The sequence below is a fragment of the Pseudomonas sp. F007 genome (assembly GCF_057814275.1).
This window is the reverse complement of the sequence record NZ_JBVATA010000010.1, coordinates 127,412-150,242: the sequence shown is the minus strand read 5'-3', so window position 1 is coordinate 150,242 and position 22,831 is coordinate 127,412. Positions and strand designations below refer to the sequence as shown.

The following is a 22,831-nucleotide window of genomic DNA, read 5'->3' as shown; positions in this document are numbered from 1 at the left end:
GGCGAAGGCGGTGTCCCATTCAACATGAAAGGTGAATGGAGCACCATCTTCGCAGCGATACCTCATTCAGACCCACCAGCCCACAGGTGTTGCTCAACGCGACCTGCGCACCAGTTTCATCACCACCACAAAAAACACCGGCACGAACACCACCGCCAGGGTCGCGGTGATCATTCCGCCGATCACCCCGGTGCCGATCGCCTGCTGGCTGGCCGAACTGGCACCGGTGGCAATCGCCAACGGCACCACGCCGAGGATGAACGCCAGCGAGGTCATGACGATTGGCCGCAGGCGCAGGCGCGCGGCTTGCACCGTGGCGTCGATCAGATCGTGACCCTCGTCGTACAGGCTCTTGGCAAACTCGATGATCAGGATCGCGTTCTTCGCCGACAGACCGATGATGGTGATCAGCCCGACCTTGAAGAACACATCGTTGGGCATCCCGCGCAAGGTCACCGCCAGCACCGCGCCCAACACCCCCAGCGGCACTACCAGGAGCACCGAGGTGGGAATCGACCAGCTCTCGTACAACGCCGCCAGACACAGGAACACAATCAGCAGCGACAGGCCCAACAGGATCGGCGCCTGGCTGCCGGACAACCGCTCCTGCAGCGACAACCCGGTCCATTCCTGGCCCAGACCCACCGGCCCCAGCGCCACCAGACGTTCGATTTCGGCCATGGCTTCACCGGTGCTGTGACCGGGCGCCGGTTCGCCGGAAATGCTCACCGCCGGGTAGCCGTTGTACCGGGTCAGTTGGGTCGGGCCCTGGGTCCATTCGGCACGGACGAAGGCCGACAACGGCACCATCTTGCCGTTGCTGTTGCGCACGTGAATCTTCAGCAAGTCCTCGACCTGGCTGCGCTGGTCGCCTTCGGCCTGGACCACCACCCGCTGCATCCGCCCCTGGTTGGGGAAGTCGTTGACGTAGGCCGAGCCGACCGCAGTGGACAGCACGTTGCCGATGTCGGCGAACGACACCCCCAGCGCATTGGCCTGCTTGCGGTCGACGATCAACTGCACCTGCGGCGCTTCGGCCAGGGCACTTTCGCGGACGTTGGCGAGGATCGGGCTTTTCTCCGCGGCGTCCAGCAACGCGGTGCGCGCCGCCATCAGCGTGCTGTGGCCCAGACCACCACGGTCCTGCAGACGAAACTCGAAGCCGCTGGAGGTGCCGAGGCCATCCACCGGCGGCGGCAATACCGAATAGGCCACGGCGTCCTTGATCTGGCTGAAGGCAATGTTGGCGCGGTCGGCAATCGACGTCGCCGAGTCATCGCTGCCGCGCTCGGACCAGTCCTTCAACGTACTGAACGCCAGCGCTGCGTTCTGCCCGCTGCCGGAGAAGCTGAAACCGAGGATCACCGTGCTGTCGCCGATGCCCGGCTCGGTGGCGTTGTGCGCTTCGATCTGCTCCACCACCTGCACGGTGCGGTTCTTGCTGGCGCCCGGCGGCAGTTGGATGTCGGTGATGGTGTAGCCCTGGTCTTCGACGGGTAGGAACGAGGAGGGCAGGCGCGTGAACAGCACACCGAGGCCGATCAGCAGCACGCCGTAGATCAGCAGGTAGCGACCGCTGCGTTTCAGCGCATAGCTGACCCAGCCCTCATAGCGCACCGTCAGCTGCTCGAAGCGCCGGTTGAACCAGCCGAAGAAACCGGTTTTTTCGTGATGTTCACCCTTGGCGATCGGCTTGAGCAAGGTCGCGCAGAGGGCCGGGGTCAAGGTCAGGGCGAGGAAGGCCGAGAACAGGATCGAGGTGGCCATCGACAGCGAGAACTGCTGATAGATCACCCCCACCGAGCCCTCCATGAAGGCCATTGGAATGAACACCGCCACCAGCACCAGGGTGATGCCGATGATCGCCCCGGTGATCTGCTGCATGGCCTTGCGGGTGGCTTCCTTGGGCGACAGGCCTTCGGCGGCCATGATCCGCTCGACGTTCTCCACCACCACAATCGCATCGTCCACCAGGATGCCGATCGCCAGGACCATGCCGAACATGGTCAGCACGTTGATCGAGAAACCCAGGGCGAGCATGGTGGCGAACGTGCCCATCAGCGCCACCGGTACCACCAGGGTCGGGATCAGGGTGTAGCGGATGTTCTGCAGGAACAGGAACATCACCGCGAACACCAGCAGCATCGCTTCGCCGAGGGTGTAGACCACCTTGGTGATCGAGACCTTGACGAAGGGCGAGGTGTCATAGGGAATCTTGTATTCGACGCCGGCCGGGAAATAGCGCGCCAGTTCGTCCATCTTCGCCCGCACCAAGGTCGCCGTGTTCAGCGCGTTGGCACCCGGCGCCAGTTGCACGCCGACGGCGGTCGACGGCTTGCCGTTGAGGCGAGTGGAGAACTGGTATTCCTGACTGCCGATCTCAACCCGCGCCACATCGCCGACGCGCACCGTGGAGCCGTCGGGGTTGGCTTTAAGCACGATGTCGGCGAACTCTTCCGGGCTCGACAACTGGCCCTTGACCAGCACCGTGGCCGTAATCTGCTGGGTATTGCGGGTCGGCAGGTCGCCGATGCTGCCGGCCGAGACCTGGGCGTTCTGCGCGACGATGGCGGCGTTGACGTCCGCCGGGGTCAGGTTGAAGGCGATCAGTTTCTGCGGGTCGATCCAGATCCGCATGGCCCGTTCGGCACCGTACAGCGAGGCCTTGCCGACCCCGTCGAGGCGCTTGATTTCGTTCATCACGTTGCGCGCCAGGTAGTCACTCAGCGCCACGTCGTCGAGCTTGCCGTCGCTTGCGGTCAGGGTGATCAGCAGCAGGAAACCGGCGGAAACTTTCTCCACCTGCAGGCCTTGCTGGATCACCGCCTGGGGCAGCCGCGACTCGACCACCTTGAGGCGGTTCTGCACGTCGACCTGGGCCAACTCAGGGTTGGTGCCGGGCTGGAAGGTCGCCTTGATGGTCGCCGAACCGAGGCTGCTCTGGGATTCGAAATACAGCAGGTGGTCGGCGCCGTTGAGCTCTTCCTCGATCAGGCTGACCACGCTTTCGTCGACGGTCTGCGCCGACGCGCCGGGGTACACCGCGTAGATCTCGATCTGCGGCGGTGCCACGTCCGGGTACTGGGCCACCGGCAGTTGCGGAATGGCCAGGGCACCGGCCAGCAGGATGAACAGCGCGACCACCCAGGCGAACACCGGGCGGTCGATAAAGAAGTGCGGCATAAAGTCTGCGTCCTGCCTACTGCCCGATGACCAGGGCCTTGGAAAGAGGGGTGTCGTCGATCTCTACTTTTTCACCCGGGCGGGCGTGTTGCAGGCCTTCGATGACAATGCGGTCGCCGGGCTTGAGGCCCTCGGTGACGATCCAGCGATCCTGTTGCGCCTGGCCCAGTTGCACCGGCTGCTGGCTGACCCGCGCCTCGCTGTCGAGCAGCAGTACCTGGGCGATGCCGGCGCTGTCACGCAGGATGGCCCGTTGCGGCACGCTGATGCCTTGCTGGTTCACCGCCTGCTCGAGGCGTACGCGGACGAAACTGCCGGGCAACAGGTCGAGGTCAGGGTTGGGGAACTCGCTGCGCAGGATGATCTGACCGGTGCCGGGGTCGACGCTGATATCAGCGAACAGCAGCTTGCCCGGCAGCGGGTAGAGGCTGCCGTCGTCCTGGATCAGCGTGGCCTTGGCCTGGCCCTGGCCGACCTGCTGCAACTGGCCGGCGCGGAAGGCGCGGCGCAGTTCGTTCAGTTCACGGGTCGACTGGGTGACGTCGGCGTGGATCGGGTCCAGTTGCTGGATCAGCGCCAGGGGCGTGCTTTCGTTGTGGCCGACCAAGGCGCCTTCAGTAACCAGCGCGCGGCCGATGCGCCCGGAAATCGGTGCGGTGACGGTGGCGTAGCCGAGGTTGAGTTTGGCCCGCTGCACCGCAGCCTGATTGGCGGCGACGTCGGCGGCGGTCTGCCGCGAGTTGGCGCGGGCGTTGTCGTATTCCTGGGCGCTGACCGCCTTGTCGGCGATCAACTGGGCGTAGCGTTGCTCCTGCAGGCGGGCCTGGAAGGCATTCGCCTCGGCTTTGCGCAACGCCGCCTCGGCGCTGTCGAGGTCAGCCTTGAATGGCGCCGGGTCGATGCGAAACAGCACCTGGCCCTGCTTGACGTCGCTGCCTTCGCGAAACGCCTGCTGCAAGACCACCCCGGCGACCCGCGCACGCACTTCGGCGACCCGCGGCGCGACGATTCGTCCGCTCAGTTCGCTGCTGATCGACAGCGGCCGGGCTTCGATGGTTTCGATGCGCACGCTCGCCAGCGGCGCGCTTTCCTCGGCGGTCGAGGACGTGTCGCAGGCGCTCAGCAGCAGTGCCAGGGCAATCAGGCTGAGCGGTGCGAACAGGTGCTTGGACATGGAAATACCCCAATAATGACCCGGGCATGCTACGGGCAGCCGCACAGGGTAGCGGTGAAGTTTTGTACTGGCTGTGTGAAATTGTGTGAAGGTTTTGCTCAGGAGGCGTTGGGGGCGTATATCCTTGGTTTCTTTATCGCGGGCAATGTCATGCCCCCCTGTAGGAGCGAGCCTGCTCGCGAAGAACCTCAACGATGACGCGGACATCCAGAAACTACACGGCGTCCTGCAGTTTTTCGCGACGGTGCGACGATTCGACAGGCTCGCTCCTACAAGGGTTCGTCACCCCCCAGGCACCCCCCATTTTTTCGGAACACCCATGCCCAACATCCTCCTGGTCGAAGACGACCCCGCGCTCGCTGAACTGATTGCCAGCTACCTGGAACGCAACGGCTATCACGTCAACGTCATCAGCCGTGGCGATCAGGTGCGTGAACGGGCGCGGCTCAATCCGCCGGATCTGGTGATCCTCGACCTGATGCTGCCTGGCCTGGATGGCCTGCAGGTCTGCCGCCTGCTGCGGGCCGACTCGGCGAGCCTGCCGATCCTCATGCTCACCGCCCGTGACGACAGCCACGACCAGGTGCTGGGCCTGGAAATGGGCGCCGACGACTACGTGACCAAACCCTGCGAACCCCGGGTGCTGCTGGCCCGGGTGCGCACCTTGCTGCGCCGTAGCAGCCTCAACGAGCCGCAGACCGCCAGCGACCAGATCCTCATGGGCAACCTGTGCATCGACCTGTCGGAGCGCACCGTGACCTGGCGTGCGCAGCCGGTGGAGTTGTCCAGCGGCGAATACAACCTGCTGGTGGTGCTGGCGCGGCATGCCGGAGAAGTGCTCAGCCGCGACCAGATCCTGCAGCGCCTGCGCGGCATCGAATTCAACGGCACCGACCGCTCGGTGGACGTGGCGATTTCCAAGCTGCGGCGCAAGTTCGACGACCATGCCGGCGAGGCGCGCAAGATCAAGACCGTGTGGGGCAAGGGCTACCTGTTCAGCCGCTCCGAATGGGAATGCTGAGGCCATGCTTCGTGCCCTGACGCGCCTGTACCTGATCACCATTGTCACCTTCAGCGCGGCGATTTACCTGGTGCCGGACCTGGTGGTCTCGGTGTTTCACGAGCGCTTTTCCAGCTACAACCTGGATCACTCCAGGGGCATGCAGAACCTGCTGGTCAAGCAGTTCCACGCTGTGCCGCACGAACAGTGGCCGGCGCTGGCAGCGCAGCTCGATGAGCAGTTCAAGCCGTTAGGCATTGCCGTGGTGCCCATCAGCGATGGCGATTTCAGCGAGCACGAACGCGCGCTGTTGCAGGGCGGGGAAATGGCCGTGCGCACCGGTGACTGGGGTTGGCGCACCATGGCCATGGCGCCGCTGGACGCTACCACCGCGCTGAAGCTGATCGTGCCGCCGGATCCACTGGACGTCGCCTTGCTCTACTGGGGCATCAACGTGCTGATCGGCGCGGCGCTGCTGGCCTGCCTGTTGCTCTGGCTGCGCCCCCACTGGCGCGATCTGGAACGCCTGAAAAACACCGCCGAACGCTTCGGCAAGGGCCACCTCGGCGAGCGCACCCAGCTGCCGCCCAGCTCCAACATCGGCAGCCTGGCGAACGTGTTCGACACCATGGCCGGCGACATCGAAAACCTGCTGAACCAGCAGCGCGACCTGCTCAATGCGGTGTCCCACGAGTTGCGCACACCACTGACCCGCCTCGATTTCGGCCTGGCCCTGGCGCTCTCCGATGAGCTGCCGGCGGCCAGTCGCGAGCGTTTGCAGGGGCTGGTGGCGCACATTCGCGAACTGGATGAACTGGTGCTGGAGTTGCTGTCCTACAGCCGCCTGCAGAATCCGGCGCGCTTGCCGGAGCAGGTCGAGGTGTCGCTGGACGAATTTATCGACAGCATCCTCGGCAGTGTCGATGAAGAGCTGGAGTCGCCAGAGATCGTCATCGATGTGCTGCTGCATGGCCAGCTTGAGCGCTTCAGCCTCGACCCACGGTTGACCGCCCGGGCGATCCAGAACCTGTTGCGCAACGCCATGCGCTACTGCGAGAAGCGCATCCAGATCGGCGTACAGGTGACGCCCCAGGGCTGTGAAATCTGGGTCGACGACGACGGCATCGGTATCCCCGAGGATGAGCGCGAACGGATCTTCGAACCCTTCTACCGCCTCGACCGCAGCCGCGACCGCGCCACCGGCGGCTTCGGCCTCGGCCTGGCCATCAGCCGCCGCGCCCTCGAAGCCCAGGGCGGCAGCCTCACGGTCGAGGCGTCGCCGCTGGGTGGTGCGCGCTTCAGATTGTGGTTGCCGACGTTGGCGTGAGCGCCCGAATCCTTGTAGGAGCTGGCTTGCCAGCGAATAGGGTGTGTCAGTCACCGATGATGGCGGCTGTTCGACCGCCTTCGCCAGCAAGCTGGCTCCTACAGGGATTTGTGGTGGATCACAGGGGCTGCACACACCGCCAATAAAGGACATCAGGCATCCAGTCGACTCCGTAACAACACCGCCATCCCCTCCAACTCCTCCGGCGAGTTACGGCCGATCACCAGGTACGCGTGATTCTGCCCCGACCAATAAACAATGTTCATCCCGTGTCGTACTTCGTGGGCCGGCGCCTGGGGGCCGTTGTTGGAGCGGGTGATGCACAGCGCGAAGGGGCCGTGCAGCGGGTCGAGGTAGGTGATCTGGGCGATGGGCACGCCGTCGTATTCGAGCAGTTGCGCGCGCTTGAAACGCGGTTGGGCCAGTTCCAGCTGTGCCGGGGTCAGTGGCAGGCCGAGACGCTGGTCGATGATCTGCAACTGCGCCAACTGGGCAGCCGGGTCCACCGGCAGGTGCTCCAGGGTCTGCGGGATGTACAGCGACATGTAGTCGGCCACCAGCGCCCGCCAGTTGCTGGTTTTTTCCTCGGTGTCTTCCATCCAGTGCAGAAACAGCCGATCGACCGCGACCCCGGCTACCAGGAAGCCGGCGGCAGTGGCGAGGAACAGCCGGCGATTGAGTGGGGTGCTGAGCAGGGGCGTGGGCAGCACCTCGAGCATGCGGCTCATGCGCTCCATGGGCGCCTGGTCCAGCAGGCTGGCATAGGCGCCCTGGAAGGGCAGGTCGCTGTGCATCAGCCATTCCAGGCGCTGTTGCAGGGCCGGATCGTGGGCCAGGTTAGCGTCGAGCTGGCGGCGTTCTTCGCTGCTCAGTTGGCCGTCGAGGTAAGCCACCAGCCGTTCATCACTGCAGGTCGTGCTCATCGCCGTTCTCCACTGGGGTTGCTGGACACCGAGCGCAGCGGAGGGTGCTCCGCCAGCTTCAGGCGCGCCGCGGCCAGCCGGCTCATCACCGTGCCGATGGGCACCGCCAGCACCTCGGCCACTTCGCGATAGGACAAGCCTTCGACGTAGGCCAGGAACACGGCTTCACGCTGGGCTTCAGGCAGGGCATCGACGCGGCGGATCACCTGTGCCGCCAGCACGTGCAGGTGCGCGACCTGTTCGCCATCGAAGGCCAGCACCGCGTCCGCCGGCGACAGTCCTTCACCCTGACGCACTTTCTGCGCGCGCACTTCATTGAGCCAGATCGAATGCAGGATGCGCAGCAGCCAGCGGTCCATGTGGGTGCCCGGGACAAATTGCCCGGCGCGCTCCAGCGCCCGCACACAGGTGGCCTGCACCAGGTCCTCGGCGACATGCCGCTGTCGCGACAACACCAGGCCGTAACGCCACAGGCGCGCCAGGTGCTGGCTCAGTTCGGCTTTTACCACTTGATCGCTGGCGATGGCGACCTCCGTGACTCGCGCTCGAGTCCGTCAGGTATTCGATGAATCGGCAATGGCCTTGGCCAGGTCCTGGTACTCCTCGCAGGTGGTGCTGCAAATCGACTGGATCTGCTGCAACTGCTCTTGCGCCAGGTCGAGGCGGCCCTTGATCACATAGGCTTCACCCAGGTATTCACGCACTTTGGCGTAGCGTGGATCGAGCTTGACCGATTCCAGGTAGTAATGGATGCCTTCATCGGTGCGGCCCAGCTTGCGAGTAGCATAGCCGCGATAATTCAGGGCGATGGCGGTGTTGGGTTGTTCGAGGGTGTCGAGCAGGGCCAGCGCCTCTTCGTAGCGACCGGACTTGGCCAGGCGATAGGCGTACGTGGTGCGGTCGGCATCCGGGACCAGGCGGCTTTGCTGGCTTTGACAGCGCTTGGTCTTGCTGTCCCAGACCTGGCCTTTCGGGCAGTTGGGGGCGGGCGGTGCGTCTTCTTCGCCGTGGGCCAGGACCAGCGGGCTGCCGAGCAGCGCGATCAGGTAGCCGGCGATCAGCAGCGGCACGCTGCGGGAAGGGGTACGGATAGTCATGAGGTTCTCCGAGTTGCGGCGCACATCAATGGGCAACACTCGGAGAACACTTCAGCGCGGCTTTTTATTCATTCGCGTTCAATCCATCGCCTCCTGCAGCAACTGCTGCACCCCTTCGCGGGCTTGCGCGCGCAGTTGCCCCAGGTCGAGCCCCGGAATCACCCCGTCATCCACCACCAGGCGCCCGCCGACCAGGCTGTAGCGCACGGCAATCGGTTCGCCGGCCACCACCGGCGCCACGCCGATGTCATGGAAACCGAGGAAGCGTGGGTGATCCAGGCCGTACAGCACCAGGTCAGCTGCTTGCCCGACCTGCAGCGTGCCGACCGCGCCCAGCCCGAGCACTTGGGCGCCACCGGCGGTGCCCCAGTGAATCACTTCTTCGGCGGTAGTGGCGCTGGCGCCCTGGGCGGCGCGGTGGATCAGCCACGCAGTGTGGGCCTCGCCGACCATGCTCCCGGATTCGTTCGACGCCACGCCGTCGACCCCCAGGGAAATCGGCACGCCGGCGGCGGCCATGGCCGGCACCGGGGCGATGCCGCTGCCGAGCCGCGCGTTGCTCACCGGGCAATGGGAAATGCCGCTGCCGGTCTGCGCCAATAGGCGGATTTCCGACGGTTGCAGATGGACCATGTGGGCGAACCACACATCCGGCCCCAGCCATTCGTTTTCCGCGACGAACTCCACCGGCAGGCAGTTGTACTTCTCGCGGCAAAAATTCACGTAGTTCTGCGTTTCCGACAGGTGGGTGTGCAGGCGCAATCCCATGCCGCGCGCGGTGTGGGCCAACTCACGCAGCAGGGTCGGCGGCAGCGAGAAGGTCGGCGTGGTCGGCGCCACCACCACCCGGCGCATCGCGTCCGGGGCGTCCTGGTGATAGCGGGATTTCAGCCGCTCGATATCGCCGACCATCTGCTCGAGGCTTTCCGGCTGCAGCGCGGTTTTCGAGAAGCCGGGGTGGGCACTGGCCGACTCCAGCGCGCCGCCCCGGCAGAGGACGAAACGCAGGCCGAACTCATCGGCGATCTCGAACAACTGGTCACCACTCTCGGTGCTGCCGTTGGCGTGATACAGGTAATGATGGTCGGCGCAGGTGGTCACTCCCGACAGCAGCAATTCGGCCATACCCAGGCGGGCGGCGATGCGCGTCAGCTGCGGGGTAAAGCGGTTCAGGCGCGGGTAGGGCACGCTGGCCAGCCAGCCTTGCAGGTCCTGGTTGATGCCGGCCGGCACCGCTTTGAGCAGGTTCTGGAACAGGTGGTGGTGGGTGTTGACCCAGCCCGGGTAGACCACGCAATGCCGGGCGTCGATCACCCGCTCGCCGGGCTGCGCTTCAAGGTTGGCGGCCATCTCGCTGATGCGTCCGTCGACGATGCGAATGTCGACATTGCCGGCGCGAGCGCTCTGGCCACGGCGGCCGGTCATCACCGCCGCCGGGTTCTTGATCAGGATGTTCTGGGTGTGCGTCATGGACTTCTCCAAGGCAGAAATAATCAGTCAGAGGCTGTGGGAAGTGGCTTGCTTACCGGCGCTTTGCGGATTGGCGACGCCGTTCAGCGCGGCGTTGAGCAGCACCGAAACCAGGCAGGCGATCACCACGCTGCTGTGCAGGAACGGCTGGCTCCACTCGGGCAATTGTTTGAACAGTGCCGGGGCGAGCACCGGCACCAGCGCAGCGGCGATGGTGAAGGCGACAATCAGCACGTTGTAGCGATTGCGCTCGTAGTCGACCTTGGCCAGGGTCTGGATCCCCGCTGCAGCGACCACGCCGAACATGGCGATCCCGGCGCCACCGAGGGCGGCGGTGGGCATCGAGGCAATGATCGCCCCGGCCTTGGGCACCAGCGCAATGGCGCACATCAGCAGGCCGCTGACGGCCACCACCCAGCGGCTGCGCACCCCGGTGAGGATCACCAGGCCGACGTTTTCCATGAAGGCAATGAACGGAAAGGCTGCGAACATCCCGGCGATGGTGCTCGCCAGACCGTTGGCGCGCAGGCCGTTGATCACTTGTTTGTCCTGCACCGGCTTGTCGACGATGTCGCCAATGGCCACGAACAGCCCCATGGACTCGACCATCTGGACGATCATCACCACCACCATGGTCGCGATCGGGATCAGGCTGAAGGTCGGCAGGCCGAAATAGAAGGGGTAGGGCACGGTGACCCAGGGCGATTCCTTCACGCTGTGCAAGTCACCCATGCCCAGGCCGTAGGCGAGTCCAGCGCCCACCAGCATGCCCACCAGCACCGCCATATTGCGCAGCAGCGGACTGCCGAAGCGGTTGACCAGGAGGATGGTCGCCAGTACCACCAGCGCCACCGCGAGGTAGGCCGGAGCGCCGAAGTCGCTGGCGTGACGCCCGCCACCGACCCATTCATAGGCAATCGGAAACAGCTGCAGGCCGATCACCGTGACAATGCAGCCGGTCACCACCGGCGGGAAAAACCGGCGTAATCGACCGACGAAGGGCGCGGCCAGCAGGGTGAAAATCCCCGCGCCAATCACCGCGCCGCAGACCCCGGCAAAGCCGACCTCGGGGTTGCTGCCGATGGCGATGACCGGGCCGACGCTGCTGAAGGCCACGCCCTGGAGAATCGGCAAGCGCACGCCGAACTTCCAGAAACCGACGGTTTGCAGCAGGGTGGCGATGCCGGAACAGAACAGTGTGGTACTGATCAGCACCACGGTATCGGCCTGGGACATCTTCAACGCACTGGCGACAATCAACGGCACGGCGATCGCACCGATGTAGGAGACGGCCATGTGTTGCAGGCCGAGGGTGAGCATCTGACGGACCGGCAAAATCTGGTCCACGGGGTGAATGGCGGTTGTCACGGAATCTGCAGACATGGTCAAACCTCTGGCGTTTTGTTGTTGTTGAGAGGAACCCGTTCAGTCTGTCCGGAGCCGCCATCCACCGGCTCCAGCGTTGTTCAGCCGGCGAGGCAGGCGGCAAAGCCCTGGTTCAGCGCCGCCCGATCCAGGTCGCGGCCGATGAACACAATCTTGCTGCTGCGCGGCTCATTGCCCCACAGGGTCGAGGCGCGGAACTCCACCAGGCTGTGCACGCCCTGCAGCACGTAGCGTTGGTCCTGGTCCTTGACCGCCAGCACACCTTTCATGCGGTACAGGGTCTCGGCCTGGTCGTTGCGCAGTTGGCTGATCCAGCGATGGAAGGCACCGAGATTGACCGCGCCGTCGACGCTGATGCCCACTGAGGACACGCTGGGGTCGTGCTGGTGGTCGAGTTCATCGTGCTCGTGTTCGTGGTGGTGATCGTCGGCGTGGTGCTGGTGCTCGGCGCCGATTTCCATGAGTTTCTGGGTCGATTCGAAGGCGCCAACCCCGAGGATCCGCGACAGGTCAATCTGCGCGTAGTGGCTGGTGACCAGTTCGGCGGTGGCGTTGAGGCCACGGATTTTTGCACTCAGGGCGGCGACTTCGGCCTCGCTGACCAGGTCGACCTTGTTGATCACAATGCGGTCGGCACAGACGATCTGGTCCACCGCCTGGTTGTCGACGCCGTCCAGTTGCAGGTCTTCCAGGTGCTGGGCGACATGCTTGGCGTCGACCATGGTCACGATCGCATCGAGCTCCACTTCCTCGGCGATCGGGTCGTTGATGAAGAAGCTCTGCGCCACCGGATACGGATCGGCCAGGCCGCTGGTCTCGATCAGGATATGGTCGAGGCGCACCGGGCGCGCCACCAGCTCGCGGACGATGCGCACCAGGTCCTCGCGAACCTCGGCGGTGCAGCACACGCAGCCGTTGACCATCTCGTAGATTTCTTCGGTTTCCGAGCTGAGCACCAGGTCACCGTCGATGCCGACCTCGCCGAACTCATTCTCGATCACCGCGATCTTGCGCCCGTGGTTCTCCTTGAGGATGTAGTTGAGCAGGGTGGTTTTGCCGGCGCCGAGGAAGCCGGTGAGGATGGTCACCGGGATCTTGCGGTTGGGGGTTGGGGCGTTGAAGGGAGTGGTCATGTGAGGCTCCTTTTGATGACTGGATAAGGCTTTTGTAGGAGCGAGCTTGCTCGCGAAGGCGGTGGGTCAGTCACATCATCGGTGGCTGGCATGGCCTCTTCGCGAGCAAGCTCGCTCCTACGAGGGGTTTGTGTGTCCGGCTCGCGCCAGCGCAGCGCCGTGCCGCTGTCGAGGCCGAACAGGTCGAGGACCCGGCCCAGGCTGTGGTCGATCATCTGCCCGAGGTTTTCCGGGCGGGCATAGAAAGCTGGCACCGGCGGGGCGATGATCCCGCCCATTTCGGTGACGGCGGTCATGTTGCGCAGGTGCGCCAGGGTCAGCGGGGTTTCCCGGGCCATCAGCACTAGGGGGCGGCGTTCCTTGAGGGTGACGTCGGCGGCGCGGCTGATCAGGCTCGATGAAGTGCCTGTGGCAATTTCCCCCAGGGTGCGCATCGAACAGGGCGCGACCACCATGCCCAGGCAGCGAAACGAACCGCTGGCAATGCCCGCCGCCATGTCATCGCTGCGGTGGTAGTGGCTGGCCAGGGCGGTGACGTCGGCGAGCTTGTAGTCGGTCTCGTGGGCCATGGTCAGCAGCGCCGCGCGGCTAATGATCAGGTGGCTTTCGATGCGCAGTTCGGCGAGCAACTGCAGCAGGCGCACCCCGTAGATAAAGCCCGAGGCGCCGCTGATGCCCACCACCAGGCGCTGCGCGGTCATGACCGCAGCCCCGCGAGCAGATTCCGGGCCCTGGCTTGCACCTCGGCACTCAATTGCGCGCGGATGCCGTCGAAGCCCGAGCCACGGGTAGCGTCGAGGCCCATGCGCGAGGTGGTGCCGTTGACCGAGGACGAGGGGTCCAGCGGACTGCCCGGCAGACCGTCGATGACGAACAGGTCCTGATGCGGCTGGAAGTGTGTGGCCAAGGCCCAGAGCACCTGGCTGTCGTCGCTGATGTCGATGTCGCTGTCCACGGCGATCACGCTTTTCAGGTACGGATCCCAGCCCAGCAGTGCCAGCATGATTTGCCGGGCCTCGCCGTCGCGGCTCTGGTCGAGGGCCACGTAGCAATGGAAATGGGTGCCGGAGTTGGGGTAGTGCACCGCGGTCACCGCCGGGAAACGCGCCTTGAGCTTTTCGCTCATCTCCGCTTCGCGGGGCAGGCGCGCCAGGGTCAGGTGCTCGGCGTAGCGCCCGCCGACCACGTCCACCAGCCAGGCGTCCTTGCGCCGCAGCAGGGTGTCGACCCGCAGCACGTTGTTGGTCGAGCGGTCGGAGGAGTAGCCGCTGAACTCGCCGAACGGCCCCTCTTCGGCGTAGGCCGTGGGGTCGATGGCGCCTTCGAGGACAAACTCGGCGAAGGCCGGCACGCCGATGCCGTAGCGCGGGGTCTTGACCAGTTCCAGCGGTGCACCGAACAGACCACCGGCCACGGCGCGCTCGTCGCTGCCAAACGGCAGGCGCGCGGCGGCGGCGAGCATGAACAGCGGGTGAGCGCCGACCACCATCGCTACTGGCAATTCTTCGCCACGCTCGCGGGCGGCCTGGAGCATGCGCCACAGATGGCCGCGTGAGTGCAGGCTGGTGGCCAGGGCCTGGCGCGCATGCTTCATCGAGCGGTGATAGCTCATGTTGGCGATGCCGGTCACCGGATCCTGGGCGATGATCACCGCATTGGTGACGTAGGGCCCGCGGTCGCTGTCGAAATGCTTGAGCATCGGCAGCAGCGCCAGGTCCACCGCTTCGCCTTCGAATATTTCGTCGAGCACCGGACCGCTCTCGACGTAGCGTGGCGGGATCGGGTTGTTCGCGCGGGTCTGGAAGGTTTCGTGGAGCTGCGCCGGGGTGACGCCGAGCATCCGCGCAATACGAGTGCGCGAGGCGAAGAGGTTGGTGGCGACCGACACACCGAGCGAGCCGACGTTTTCGCAGATCAGCAGCGGGTCGCGGCCCTGGCTGGCGAGGGCATCGACCAGCGCGGTGACGTCCTGGTCGGCCGACAGCGGCTGGTCAATGGTCAGCACATCGTCGGGGAATTGCTCGCGGTAGGCGTCGATGAAAACGTGGAAATCCTGGGTGTCGCCAAGGGTGAAGAGGGTCATGGATGCACCTCGTTAGAGCGCTTAACGATTGAGGTTGGCGAGCTCATTGTGGGAGCTAGCCTGCTAGCGATGAGGCCGTGTCAGCCGGCATTTGTATTGGCTGACACACTGCAATCGCTAGCAGGCTAGCTCCCACAGGTTCCGGTTCGGATTCGGGTTTCGGTATCCGTACCGGTTCTGCGCTTAGAGGTAGGTCGTGGTCAGGCGAATATCCGCCTCGATCAGGTCCTTGGGCGGTGGAGTCGGCTCGATGCCGCAGAGCCGGGCGATGTTGTTGCCCAGGTAATCCTCCAGGTGATCCTCATCGATCCCCAGGCCCTGCGGCGCCGGCGAGCACAAGACCTCCAGCTCGCGCAGCCACATCCCCGGTTCGTTCGGCGGTGAGTCGGTGCCGAACACGATCTTGTTGCGCGGCAGTTCCTTGGCGAACTCGACGATCCGCGACTGGAAGCACCAGCCCGATTCGCAGTACACGTTGGGCGTGTCCATGGCCATCCAGAACGCCTCGAACGAGTAGTTGCCGCCGGTCTGGATGCCGAAGTGACCGATGATGAAATTGACCATCGGGAATTCGCGGATGATCGGGTAGAACATCGTTGGAATGGTGTACGGGCCGTCACCGGTGTGGATCAGCACCACGATGTTGTACTTGGCGCAAACCTTCATCGCCGGACGCAGCCAGTCCAGCGCGCGGTCCGGACGATAGCCGTGCATGTTGGCGTGCAGCTTGAGCATCTTGAAGCCGTATTCCTTGATGTGGAATTCCAGCTCCGCCGCACCGTTTTCCGGTCCCCAGCGCGGGTTGAAGTTGAAGTTGCCGATGAAACGATCCGGGTACTTCACGCACAGTTCGGAGATGTACGACATGTAGTCGCGCACGCCCTCGCGGCCACGGCGGTTGCCGTCACGGTAGCCGGTGTTGCCCGGTGGCGGCTGGATGAAGCCCATGTCGATGCGGCGTGGCTTGCCGTTGATCATGTACGGGCCGTCCATCAGCTTGAGCATGCGCTCGCCGGTGAAGGGTTCGCCGGTGTGGCGCCAGGCCTCGTCGACCAGGTTGGTGGGGTGCAGATGGGTGTCGATAATCATCGCTTCAGCTCCTGGCCAATTGGGTGGTGACGGGGCGCTTGAGCTGCGCCTCTGCTTCGCAAACGGTGCGCGGTGGCGGCGTCGGTTCGAGGCCGATCATCCGTGCGGTGTTGTTGCCCAGGTACTCTTCGAGGGTGTCCTCGTCGAGGTTCATGCCCTGCGGCGGCTCGTGGCACAGCACTTCCAGCAGGCGCAGCCACATGCCCGGCTCGTTCGGCGGAGTGTCGGTGCCGAACAGGATCTTGTGGGTCGGCAGGACCTTGGCGAACTCGACGATCCGCGACTGCAGGCACCAGCCTGATTCGCAGTAGACGTTGGGCAGTTCCATGGCCCATTGCATCGGCTCGAACACATAGACCCCGCCGGTCTGCACGCCGAAGTGCGCCATGATGAAATTGACGTTGGGGAACTCCTTGATCATCGGCACCCATTCCGACGGGATGCTGTATGGCCCGTCACCGGTGTGCAGCTTGACCGGAATGCCCAGCTCGGCGCATTTCTCGAAGGCCGGACGTACCCAGTCCAGCGCCCGGTCGGGACGATAGGCGTGCATGTTGGCCTGCATCTGGACCATCTTGAAACCGTGCTGGGTGACGTAGCGCTCGATCGCCTCGACGCCGTTCTCGACGCCGCAACGGGGGTTGTAGACGAAGCAGCCGATGAAGCGGTCGGGGTAGGTCTGGACCATCTTCAGGGTGTACGCCATGTAGGCGTCGATGGATTCGCGACCGGTCAGATCGCCGTCGGTCCAGGTGTAGATGGTGTTGCCCTGGGGGGGCTGGATGAAGCACTTGTCGATGCGCCGGGGTTTGCCGTTGACCATATAAGGGCCATCCATCATCTCCAGCAGACGCTCGCCGGTGAAGGGGTCACCGTCATGCCTCCAGGCGAGGTCCACCAGGTCGGTGGGATAGCAACTGATATCGATGATCATTGAAGTCGATCTCCTGATAGAGCGGGGAAGGGAACCTTGCGGTTCACAGCAGCCACGTCCCGGGCAATCGGCCGTTTCTATGGATGACGCATCACCCATTCCCTCGCCTGTGCGCATCCGGCTCGGGACGCTGTCTGCATGGGGGCGAGTATTGGGAGAGGGGGTTGGGTTCGTACAATATTAATTGGGCGAGGGGGTGATAGGCGGGGGATATGGTTGGGGTGCCTCATTGCAGCGATGGCATTTTTCAGGTGTACGTTTCCATTCCTGCAGCAACGCTAGCTCTATTGTGGGAGCTGGCCTGCCAGCGATGGCTATTTATCGGTGTACATATCCATTCCTGCGGTTACGGCGGCTTATGGTTTCGCCCTTACGGCGAGGCACTTTTGGCAAACGCCCCAAAAGTACCCAAAAGGTCTTGCCCCTGCGTCCGGCACCTCGCCTAGGCTCGGTGTCCCTTCGCTCCGGCATCCATCCGTGGGTCATCGCCTCCGGTTGGCTTCGCTGGCACCTCCTCTCGATGACTGCGGCTGCGCCGCAGCGCGCTGCGCGCTCCCCCCGGATGAATACCTCCGCTCAGCCTCCCGAAGGGCCGGTGAATCAAGATCAAAAGCGGCAGGCGAGCTAACGCTCGGCCTGTTGAGTGGTCACAGCAACCGAGGCGGCCTGCCGGCCGGCCTGTTTTCTCTGGTTGGCGCAGAAGCCTGTAGGAGCGAGCTTGCTCGCGAAAAACCTGAGGCTGCCGCGTACATCCAGACAGCACGCGTTATCGTTGACGATCCTCGCGAGCAAGCTCGCTCCTACACTGTCCTTGGTCGATTTCAAAATCTGTATGCAACGCAGATCCACTGTAAGAGCGAGCCGGCTCCGGGCGGCGTTCCGACGAAAAACCTGAGGCTGCCGCGTACATCCAGACAGCACGCGTTATCGTTGACGACCATCGCCAGCAGGCTGGCTCCTACAATGTCATGGTCAATCGAAAGATTTGCATCCACTGCATAGGTCCCCAGGCCGGCCGGTAGGCCGCCTCGGCCGCATTTGATTTTGATCCACCGGCCCCGTTACAGATGGCTGAGTGCAGGCATTCATCCGAGGGGAGCGCATAGCGCGCTGCGGTGAAGCCGCAGTCATCGAGAGGAGGTGCCAGCGAAGCCAACCCGAGGCGATGACCCACGGATGGATGCCGGAGCGAAGGTACCCCGAGCCTAGGCGAGGTGGCCGGATGTTGGGGCAAAGCCTTTTGGTTCCTTTTTGGCGTTTGAAAAAGGGACTCGCTGTAAAAGCGAAACCATAAGCCGCCGTTACCGCAGGAATGGATATGTACACCAACCAATAGCCATCGCTAGCAACGGAACGCCGCCCGGGCAGCTCCCACAGAATTCTGCGCGTGCATTCGGGCCGCGCGCAACCGCTCTTATCAACCTAAACCGTAGCCGCCGCCATCCCCCGCACCACCTCCACCACCCCAGCAACCCGCTCTCCATGCCCCGGCGGCCACACTGCATATAGGTTGTAATGCGCAGCAATCTGCGCCTCATTCAGCGCCACCAACCGCCCACTGCGCAACGCATCCGCCGCCAACAACCCCCGCACCAGCCCGGCGCCAACCCCCGCTTCGGCGGCAGCGATCAGGTTGGCGGCATTGTCGAAGATCACCTGCGCGCCAGGCTCGCGGGGCTCCAGGCCGGCGGCGTCGAGCCAGGGGATCCACGAGCGGCGGGTGTAGCCCAGCAGCGGCAGTTGCAGCACCTGCTCCGGGCTAATGGGGGGTTGCAGACCATGGCGTTTCAGAAGCTCGGGGGAGGCGACGGCCAGCACCCGGTCACCGCAGATCTGAGTCATCTCGCAGTCTTCCCAATCGCCATAACCGTAGCGCAGCGCCAGGTCGACCCGCTCGAACGCACTGCGGTCCGAGCGCGGCATCGACAGCAACACCACCTCGGTGTCCGGCAGCGCTGCCAGCAATTGCGGCAGGCGCGGGTTGAGCCAGCTCTGCGCCAGTTCGCTGTCGACATCCAGGGTCAGGCGTTGGCCGACGCTGCGGTTCTTCACCGAAGACAGTGCGCGATCGACCTGGGCCAGGCCATCGGAGAGCACGCTGGCGAACAGTTGCCCGGCATCGGTCAGGGTGCTGCCGCCGCCTTCGCGGACGAACAACGGCTGGCCGATGAAGTCTTCAAGCGAGCGAATCTGCTGGCTGATCGCGCTGTGGGTGAGGTCGAGTTTGCGCGCGGCACTGGAAAAGCTGCCGCTGCGCGCCGCCTGGATGAACGCGTTCATCGACTGCACTGACGGGTATCGCTTGTACATGCTGTTAGTCCTCCTTACAGCGCTTGGCAGAAAACGTCGCTGGCCCGATTTGCCGCGGTTTTTCAATAATCCCGGCACCAGGCCCGCACAAAGACGGGCCGCTCTGCGGGAGCCTGACAATGATCGACCTTACGGTAAACGGCGTACGACACGAGCAGGTAGAGGCCGAGCCCTCCATGCCCTTGTTATGGGTATTGCGTGACCGCCTGCACCTCACCGGCAGCAAATTCGGTTGTGGCATGGGCCTGTGTGGCGCCTGCACCGTGCACCTCGATGGTGTCGCGGTGCGCGCTTGCCAGTTGCCGGTCAGTGCCGCCGTCGGCCACCAGATCACCACCATCGAAGGCCTGTCGCCAACCAACAGCCATCCGCTGCAACTGGCCTGGGTCGCCGAAGATGTGCCGCAATGCGGCTACTGTCAATCCGGGCAGATCATGTCGGCGGCGGCCTTGCTCAATACCGGCGCGGCGGTGACCGACGATTCGATCCGCAACGCGATGTCCGGCAATCTGTGCCGCTGCGGCACCTACGGGCGCATCAACCAGGCCATCAAACGCGCGGCTGCCGCGACCAGGGAGGCCTGATGAACCGTCCCGAACTGCCGCGCCGCACCTTCCTCAAACAGGCCGCTACGGTCGCCTCGGGCCTGGCGATTGCCTTCTACCTGCCGCCCAGCCTGGCATCCGGCGATACCAAGACACCGGCGGCCACTGAGTTCGAGCCCAACGCCTGGGTGCGAATCTTTGCCGATGGCACGGTCAAGCTGGTGGTGCACAAGCACGACTCCGGCACCGGCACCCACACCGCCCTGGCAGCCTGCGTTGCCGAAGAACTGGACGTCGACCCGATGCGGGTCCAGGTGATCTCCCCCGAAGATCCATTCTTCGAGGCCTATATCCACCCGGTATGGAAAGTCTTTTCCACCGGCGGCAGCACCAGCGTGTCCCTCGAGTACGAGCGCCTGCGCACGGCCGGCGCCACCGCGCGCGCTTTGCTGATTGCCGCGGCGGCCCAGCAATGGCAGGTCAGCCCGGCGAGTTGCCGCACCGACAACGGCCGCGTGCTGCACGGCGATGGCCAGCGCAGCCTGGGCTACGGCGAGTTGGTGGCGGTGGCGGCGAGTTTGCCGGCACCCGCGCAGGTCAGGCTCAAGGATCCGGCTGAGTTCAAGTACATCGGCAAGCTGCGGCACAAGCGCGACGCCGCGGCCAAGGTCTGCGGCGGCTTCAAGTACAGCCTTGATGTGCAGTTGCCCGGGATGCTGGTGGCGGTGCTGCAACGCACTCCGGTGGTCGGCGCCAAGGTGCTGGACATCGATGCCAGTGCCGCGCTGAAAGTGCCGGGGGTGCGCAAGGTGCTGCGGATTCCCGGGCGCTCGGATGTGCTGGGGGGCAATCAGGAAAGCGTCGCCGTGCTCGCCGATGATTACTGGGCGGCGCGCCAGGGCCGGGCGTTGCTCAAGGTGCAGTGGAGCGAGTCGGCGCTGAAGGATTTCGCCAGCGCCGAGCTGCCCGCCGCCCAGGCTGCGGCCATTGGCGACAGCAAGGCACTGCGGGTGCCGACCCTGAGCGCCGGTGACGTCGCCAGCCAATGGCCGCTGGCCAAGCAGCTGGTGGAAGCCGACTACGTGATGCCCTACAAAGTGCAGAACCCGCTGGAGCCGCTGTGCATCAGCGCCCAGGTCAAGGACGGCGCCATCACCTACTGGGGCGGGGTGCAGGTGCCGTCCTCGGCGTTGGAAGCGGCGGAGCTGGTGTGCAAGATCCCCCGCAGCAAAGTGACGATTAACGAGATGGTTTCCGGTGGCAGCTTCGGTGCGCGCGAATCCAAGTACTGGTTGTTTGAGGTCGCCTACCTGGCGCAGCAGGTCGCGGTGCCGGTGAAACTGATGAACAGCCGTGAGGACGAAATGCGCGCGCTGTTCGCCCACCCGGCGACTTTCCACCGCATGAAGGGCGCGCTGGATGCCGATGGCGGCTTGCGCGCCTTGCAGCTCAACGCGGTGTCGCCGGCCTCGCCGGAGCAGTGGGAACCGGGCTATTTCGAGCGTCCCGATCACATGGACTACAGCACCACCGAGGCCATCACCGCCTGGGATTTTGCCTACCGGGCTCCGCACCTCGACCTGGCCTGGGTCCGCCATGAACCCGGCGTGCCCAGCGGCTGGTACCGTTCGGTGAGCTTCATCCCCAACGTGTTTGCCGTGGAAAGTTTCATGGACGAACTGGCTCATGCCGCCGGCCAGGACCCCTTGGCCTTTCGCCTGGCCCATATGCATGAGCGGCCCCGTCACGTCAGCGTGCTGCAGCAGGCCGCCGCGCGCGCCGGTTGGGGCCAGCCGCTGCCGCAAGGGACGGCGCTGGGCATCGCCACCAATCAGGGCTACACAAGCTTCATCGCAGTGGTCGCGCGTCTGGTGAAACAGGCCGGCGAGATTCGCGTCGACAAGCTGACCTGTGTGGTCGATTGCGGTCTGGCGGTGTCACCGGGCGGGGTCGAGGAGCAGATCTACGGCGGCTTGATGTGGGGCCTGGGCCATGGTTTGTTCGACCGCATGGAGATGAAAGGCGGTCAGGTGCTGCAGAGCAATTTCCACGATTACCGGGTGCCACGCATGTCGGACATGCCCGAAGTGGACATCCTGGTGCTCGATGGCGAACCGTCCAAACCCGGTGGTGTCGGCGAGCTGGGCAGCCCCTCGGTGGCGCCGGCGATTGCCAATGCGCTGTTCAGCCTGACCGGCATCCGCCAGCGCTCGACGCCGCTGGACCTGAGTGTGACGGGGTAACGGGCCATGGACCTGCGCCTGTTGCGTTACTTCATGGCCCTGGCCGAAGAGCTGCACTTCGGTCGTGCCGCCACCCGGCTGCACATCAGTCAGCCGCCCTTGAGCCAGCAGATTCGTCTGCTGGAAGAGGAACTGGGCACGCCGCTGTTCGAGCGCAGTCACCATCGGGTCGAGCTGACCGCCGCCGGGGCGGTGCTCAAGCAGCAGGCGCCGCTAGTGTTCGAGCAACTGGAGCGGGCGCTGGACCTGACTCGTCAGACCGGGCGCGGGCAACTCGGTGAACTGGAAATCGGCATGATCAGCTCGGTGATGGTCGGCGTGCTGCCGCGAGCCTTGAGCCGTTTTCGCGAGCGCTATCCGCAGGTGAGCTGGCGCCTGCACGAAATGACCCCGGCGGCGCAGTTGTCGGCGCTCAAGGAGAAACGCATCGATGCCTGTGTGTTCCGGGTCGGCACTGATGATCCTGAATTGCGCAACGAACTGCTGATCTATGAACCGATTCGCGTGGTGCTGCCAGTGGATCATCCACTCGCCGCGCGCAGCACCCTGGCCCCGGCTGACCTGGCGTTGGAGCCTTTTGTCGCGCTGGAGCTGAAGCAGTCGCGCTTCGCCAATTTCCTCTACGAATGCTGCCTGAAGGCCGGCTTCACCCCGCAGATCAGCCAGCAGGTGATCGAGGTGCAGACCTTGCTCAGCCTGGTCCGCGCCGGCTTTGGCGTGGCCTTGTTGCCGGCCTCGATCGAGCAATTGGCCCCGGCCGGCGTGGTGTTTCGCAGCCTGGCCCCGGCCTTGCCCCAGGTGCCGCTGTACGCGACTTATCGTGCCGACGACAGCTCGCCGGTGCTCAAATTGTTCCTCGACACCCTGCGCGAATTGGTGCTGGAGGAGGGCACGCTTGCCGCGCGCGTGCACTAGCGCTGCACTATCCTCAAGC

General features: G+C 64.6%; 18 protein-coding genes. 5 read left to right on the top strand and 13 right to left on the bottom strand.

Annotated features, from left to right (window positions below; all coding sequences use genetic code 11):
• Positions 1–93 precede the first annotated feature (93 nt).
• Both ACZYR5_RS24685 and ACZYR5_RS24680 read right to left on the bottom strand, forming a co-directional pair.
• A complete protein-coding gene (locus ACZYR5_RS24685) occupies positions 94–3,183 on the bottom strand; it encodes a multidrug efflux RND transporter permease subunit (RefSeq protein ID WP_489092025.1) in 3,090 nt (1,029 codons plus the stop codon).
• A 16-nt stretch (positions 3,184–3,199) separates the two neighbouring features.
• Positions 3,200–4,357, bottom strand: a complete 1,158-nt coding sequence (locus tag ACZYR5_RS24680) for an efflux RND transporter periplasmic adaptor subunit (protein ID WP_489092024.1) — start codon at positions 4,355–4,357, stop codon at positions 3,200–3,202.
• Between the two features lie 319 nt (positions 4,358–4,676).
• On the opposite strand from ACZYR5_RS24680, the gene ACZYR5_RS24675 reads away from it, so the two are divergent.
• Positions 4,677–5,378 (top strand): response regulator transcription factor, encoded by a 702-nt coding sequence (locus ACZYR5_RS24675; RefSeq protein ID WP_489092023.1) that lies wholly within the window; start codon positions 4,677–4,679, stop codon positions 5,376–5,378.
• A gap of 4 nt (positions 5,379–5,382) precedes the next feature.
• Positions 5,383–6,684: an ATP-binding protein gene (locus ACZYR5_RS24670; protein WP_489092022.1), complete on the top strand. Its 1,302-nt coding sequence runs from the start codon at positions 5,383–5,385 to the stop codon at positions 6,682–6,684.
• Between the two features lie 152 nt (positions 6,685–6,836).
• Here ACZYR5_RS24670 and ACZYR5_RS24665 read toward each other — a convergent pair whose 3' ends face one another.
• The 11 genes from ACZYR5_RS24665 to ACZYR5_RS24615 form a co-directional block, all read right to left on the bottom strand.
• Positions 6,837–7,607 (bottom strand): anti-sigma factor family protein, encoded by a 771-nt coding sequence (locus ACZYR5_RS24665; protein ID WP_489092021.1) that lies wholly within the window; start codon positions 7,605–7,607, stop codon positions 6,837–6,839.
• The gene (locus ACZYR5_RS24660; RefSeq protein ID WP_489092184.1) at positions 7,604–8,101 is read right to left on the bottom strand and encodes an RNA polymerase sigma factor; all 498 of its coding nucleotides are present in this window, start codon (positions 8,099–8,101) and stop codon (positions 7,604–7,606) included. Before ACZYR5_RS24660 ends, ACZYR5_RS24665 begins: the two co-directional genes overlap by 4 nt.
• Before the next feature lie 60 nt (positions 8,102–8,161).
• Complete coding sequence (locus tag ACZYR5_RS24655; protein ID WP_489092020.1) at positions 8,162–8,704, bottom strand: tetratricopeptide repeat protein; 543 nt, start codon at positions 8,702–8,704, stop codon at positions 8,162–8,164.
• Between the two features lie 78 nt (positions 8,705–8,782).
• Entirely contained in the window at positions 8,783–10,174 is a 1,392-nt protein-coding gene (locus ACZYR5_RS24650; protein ID WP_489092019.1) for an amidohydrolase family protein, read from the bottom strand.
• Between the two features lie 27 nt (positions 10,175–10,201).
• Positions 10,202–11,557: a nucleobase:cation symporter-2 family protein gene (locus ACZYR5_RS24645; protein WP_489092018.1), complete on the bottom strand. Its 1,356-nt coding sequence runs from the start codon at positions 11,555–11,557 to the stop codon at positions 10,202–10,204.
• An 83-nt stretch (positions 11,558–11,640) separates the two neighbouring features.
• A complete protein-coding gene (locus ACZYR5_RS24640) occupies positions 11,641–12,693 on the bottom strand; it encodes a CobW family GTP-binding protein (protein ID WP_489092017.1) in 1,053 nt (350 codons plus the stop codon).
• Positions 12,690–13,394, bottom strand: coding sequence for a UbiX family flavin prenyltransferase (locus ACZYR5_RS24635; protein WP_489092016.1), 705 nt, complete (start codon positions 13,392–13,394; stop codon positions 12,690–12,692). Before ACZYR5_RS24635 ends, ACZYR5_RS24640 begins: the two co-directional genes overlap by 4 nt.
• Entirely contained in the window at positions 13,391–14,776 is a 1,386-nt protein-coding gene (locus ACZYR5_RS24630; RefSeq protein ID WP_489092015.1) for a UbiD family decarboxylase, read from the bottom strand. Before ACZYR5_RS24630 ends, ACZYR5_RS24635 begins: the two co-directional genes overlap by 4 nt.
• A 183-nt stretch (positions 14,777–14,959) precedes the next feature.
• Positions 14,960–15,865 (bottom strand): amidohydrolase family protein, encoded by a 906-nt coding sequence (locus tag ACZYR5_RS24625; RefSeq protein WP_027620756.1) that lies wholly within the window; start codon positions 15,863–15,865, stop codon positions 14,960–14,962.
• A gap of 4 nt (positions 15,866–15,869) precedes the next feature.
• Complete coding sequence (locus ACZYR5_RS24620; RefSeq protein WP_489092014.1) at positions 15,870–16,799, bottom strand: amidohydrolase family protein; 930 nt, start codon at positions 16,797–16,799, stop codon at positions 15,870–15,872.
• A 1,422-nt stretch (positions 16,800–18,221) separates the two neighbouring features.
• Positions 18,222–19,109, bottom strand: coding sequence for a LysR substrate-binding domain-containing protein (locus ACZYR5_RS24615; protein WP_489092013.1), 888 nt, complete (start codon positions 19,107–19,109; stop codon positions 18,222–18,224).
• A gap of 119 nt (positions 19,110–19,228) precedes the next feature.
• Here ACZYR5_RS24615 and ACZYR5_RS24610 point away from each other — a divergent pair, with 119 nt between their 5' ends.
• Genes ACZYR5_RS24610 through ACZYR5_RS24600 form a run of 3 tightly spaced genes read left to right on the top strand, consistent with a single transcriptional unit; the run spans position 19,229 to position 22,812 of the window.
• Positions 19,229–19,693, top strand: coding sequence for a (2Fe-2S)-binding protein (locus ACZYR5_RS24610; RefSeq protein ID WP_489092012.1), 465 nt, complete (start codon positions 19,229–19,231; stop codon positions 19,691–19,693).
• Complete coding sequence (locus ACZYR5_RS24605; RefSeq protein WP_489092011.1) at positions 19,693–21,897, top strand: xanthine dehydrogenase family protein molybdopterin-binding subunit; 2,205 nt, start codon at positions 19,693–19,695, stop codon at positions 21,895–21,897. Before ACZYR5_RS24610 ends, ACZYR5_RS24605 begins: the two co-directional genes overlap by 1 nt.
• A 6-nt stretch (positions 21,898–21,903) precedes the next feature.
• Positions 21,904–22,812 carry a LysR substrate-binding domain-containing protein gene (locus ACZYR5_RS24600; protein WP_489092010.1) on the top strand — a complete coding sequence of 303 codons (909 nt, stop codon included), beginning with the start codon at positions 21,904–21,906 and terminating at the stop codon, positions 22,810–22,812.
• The last annotated feature ends 19 nt before the right edge of the window (positions 22,813–22,831 follow it).